General features: G+C 40.9%; 1 protein-coding gene. It reads left to right on the top strand.

Going from position 1 to position 384, the window contains the following annotated elements:
- A partial coding sequence (locus ASC50_RS08600; protein ID WP_420885213.1) for a DUF6984 family protein occupies nucleotides 1–128 on the top strand: 128 nt, incomplete at its 5' end.
- Between the last annotated feature and the right edge of the window lie 256 nt (nucleotides 129–384).

A 384-nucleotide genomic window follows, 5' to 3' on the forward strand; every position in this document is an offset into this window, starting at 1 on the left:
TTGTTGATGAAGATGGAGTTGATGTTATCGCTTCCTTAAATATTGACGATACGGGGGATTTATACGAATTAGATATTTGGAAGACAGATTTTAGTCCGTTAATTAAACTTCCGTGGATTAGTACATAACCGGATAAAGAACCGCATCTTGTTTAAAGACAGCGAGTTATCCGAGGCAGGTTTCCTTAGTGATTGACTAAGGGGAAGCGAAGCTTTGGCTTTGGTGTGAGAGATGATATATGAATAGATACGTAAAAAATAGGAATGGTTGTTTATGCAAGGCTGGAGCCTTGCGTTTAATTCGACGTAGCGTGGACGCTACGCCGAACGAAAGATGCCACCTCCTTGTTTTGCGCCCTGAAAGGGTATTATAATGGTATAATGC

Source organism: Candidatus Symbiothrix dinenymphae (assembly GCF_001431085.1).